General features: G+C 74.2%; 3 protein-coding genes. All 3 read right to left on the bottom strand.

What is annotated here, in order from left to right; all coding sequences use genetic code 11:
* On the bottom strand, positions 1–538 hold a 538-nt coding region (locus L2I40_RS21320), incomplete at its 3' end, for a DUF4175 family protein (protein ID WP_237217215.1).
* A complete protein-coding gene (gene lysA, locus L2I40_RS21325; protein WP_237217216.1) occupies positions 535–1,953 on the bottom strand; it encodes a diaminopimelate decarboxylase in 1,419 nt (472 codons plus the stop codon). The genes L2I40_RS21320 and lysA, both read right to left, overlap by 4 nt.
* A 27-nt stretch (positions 1,954–1,980) precedes the next feature.
* Positions 1,981–2,948 (bottom strand): glycosyltransferase family 61 protein (locus L2I40_RS21330; protein ID WP_237217217.1); only part of this gene is annotated, 968 nt, incomplete at its 5' end.

A 2,948-nucleotide genomic window follows, 5' to 3' on the forward strand; every position in this document is an offset into this window, starting at 1 on the left:
CGGCGCGGCGCAGGCGTTCCGGCGCCTCCGGCCCCGCGATGACGAGGGCGGCCAGCAGCGACAGGCCGATGGCGGGGCGCAGCGCGATCGGATCGCGCTTCGCCAGCCCCGGCCGCGGCACCCCGACCTTCAGCGCCTTGACCGAGGCCAGCGCGCGGTCGCGATGCACCTCCCACACCGCCTGCGCGACCGGGTCGCTGGTCGCGGGCCGGTCGGTCAGCGCCGCCAGCGGGCGGTGCGGCAGGCCGCTCTCGCGCTCCAGGCGCCGATCGGCACTGTCCACGCCCGGCCAACGGAAACGGCGGACGCCGCGCCAGAGCGCGACGACGAAGAGCGCGCCGAAGACGACGCCGAGGACGGGACGGGACCAGCCCGGCAGCAGCAGTGGCAGGCCGAGCAGCGCGATGGTGAGATAGACGCCGAGCACCCCGAGGGCCGGCCAGACCGCCGGCCAGATCGCCTCCCAGGCCAGCGCCAGGCTGGCGAGGCTGCGGCGCCGCGCGAGGGCGGGCGGCGCCGGGGTGCCCTGCCCGCTCACCCGGCCAGCCACTCCGGCAGGCGCTGGCCGGCCAGCAGGGCCTCCTGCGTCTGGCGCGCGCGCACCACCGCGAAGCGGTCGCCGTCCACCAGGACCTCGGCCGCCAGGGGCCGTGCGTTGTAGGTGCTGCTCATCGAGGCTCCGTAGGCCCCCGCATCGAGGAACGCGACGAGGCTACCCGGTTCGAGCATCGGAAGGCCACGGTTTCGCGCGAAGGTGTCCCCCGTCTCGCAGACCGGGCCCACCACGTCGCAGGGCGAGACGGGCGAGACGAACTCCCTCGGCCCGACCGGCACGATGCCGTGCCAGGCGTCGTACATGGCCGGCCGCAGCAGGTCGTTCATCGCGGCATCCAGGATGACGAAGCGACGCGAACCCCCGGCGGAGCCGGACAACGAACCCTCGGCGGAACCGGACAACGAACCCCCGGCGGAGCCGGACAACGAAGGGGTGTGCTTCTGCAGGATCACCTGGGTCAGCAGCACGCCGGCCGGCCCGCAGATCCAGCGCCCCGGCTCCACCATCAGCTTCACGCCGAGGTTGCCGAGCGCACCGCGGATCGCCCCGGCCAGCGCCGCCGGGCTCGGCGCCGGCTCGTGCCGATAGGGAATGCCGAGGCCCCCGCCGCAATCCACCCGCTCGACGGACAGCCCCTGCTCGCGCAGCGCCCGCACGAGGTCGGCGAGCGCCGCATAGGCGGCCGCATAGGCCGAGACGCCCGAGGTGATCTGGCTGCCGATATGGACGGCGATGCCGACCGGATTGACGCCGGGCGTCGCGGCCATGCGCGCATAGAGCGCCGGCGCGTCGGCGATGGCGACGCCGAACTTGTTCTCGCTCTTGCCGGTGGTGATCTTGGCGTGGGTGCGCGCATCCACGTCGGGGTTCACGCGCAGCGCGACGTCGGCGACGACGCCCATCTCCGTCGCGACGGCGGAGATCATGCCGATCTCCTCTGCGCTCTCGGCATTGATCTGGCCGATGCGGTGCGAGAGGGCGAAGCGCAGCTCGCCCAGCGTCTTGCCGACGCCCGAGAAGACGACATGCGACGGGTCGATGCCGGCGGCGAGCGCCAGGCGGAGTTCGCCCTCGGAGACGATGTCGGCGCCGGCGCCTTCCTTCGCGAGGGTGCGGACGACGGCGAGGTTCGGATTGGCCTTGACCGCGAAGTGGAGCTCGGCCGGAACCCGCGCATCGTCCAGCGCGCCGCGCAGCGCGTGGAAGCGGCGGCGCAGCGTGCCGGCCGAGTAGACCCAGGTGGGCGTGCCGACCGCGGCCGCGATGCGCGCCAGCGGCACCTCCTCCATCGTCAGCCCGTCATGGGCGTGCACGCTCAGGTGGGGGCGCCCGGCGATGAGCTCGGCGAAGGTCGGGTCGGAGTCGTCTGGAACGAGCTGGGGGGCGGGAGCGGCCATCCGACCAATTAGGGGCGGCGCGGCGACTTAGGGAAGGGCTTGGCTGTCGCAGCGCCGCTCCTCCGCCTCCAGCACCCGGTCGAGGAAGCCGAGGAAGGCGGGGATGTCGAGGTCCCAGGGGGCCTGCGGATGGGCCGCGGCCGCCGGTGGCTGCCGGAAGGCGCGGTAGCGGTGCCCGGCGATCGCCGCGAGCTGCTGGAAGCACTGGCTGTAGAAGAACGGGGAGAAGCACTCGACGAGCAGCGCACCCGGCTCGGCGAAGCCCATGTTGGTCAGCCCGGCGCCATGCGCGCCGACGATGATGCGCGCGCCAGCTAGCGCAAGGACCTGCTCGCGATAGCGCAGGCGGCGTGCGTCGAACACAGCGAAGCCGCGCGCCGCGAGGCTGGCGGCCAGCTCCGCCTCGTTGCGCATCCACCGCGCGGCGGCGCCGAAGCGCGCGACGTAGATGCGCGGGCCGCCAGGCTCGGCCTCGGCCCCGGCCAGCGCGTTGCGGCGGATGCGCGCGAAGACCTCGGCCACCAGCGGATCGGGCGCCTTGTGATGCAGGCAGCGGTTCGGCACCAGCAATCGTGTCGCGCGGATTTCCTCCTCGCCGATGGTGCGGGCCGCGCCAAGCTCCGCGGCCAGCAGCGCCTGCGCCTCCGCATGCAGCGGGTCGCCGGCCGGCAGCAGCGTCTCGACATGCTCGCCGGGCCAGGTGCGTCGCAGCGCCTCGATCTGCAGCAGCGCGCAGAGATGCTCGGTGTGCAGGTGGTAGTGGTTGAAGCCGGCCAGGCTCCGCGGGTCCGGCGCAGCGGGATGCAGCGGCACGGCGAGGGCGACGGTTCCGGCACGGCGGAGCGCCGGCCTGGGACGCGCGCGGATCGCCGCCGCGACGGCGGCGCGCACCTCCGGGCGCTGCCCGAGCTGGCTCTCCGCGACGACGCCCCGCGGCGTCGCGATCAGCAGCCCGGGCCCGAGCAGCGCCGCATCGCACAGCTGGAAGACGGACA

Source organism: Falsiroseomonas oryziterrae, from assembly GCF_021864505.1.
GTDB lineage: Bacteria > Pseudomonadota > Alphaproteobacteria > Acetobacterales > Acetobacteraceae > Falsiroseomonas > Falsiroseomonas oryziterrae.

Bases quoted from the DNA above. Each gene is read 5' to 3' on its own strand.
- lysA (WP_237217216.1), bottom strand. From the start codon at position 1,953: ATGGCCGCTCCCGCCCCCCAGCTCGTTCCAGACGACTCCGACCCGACC.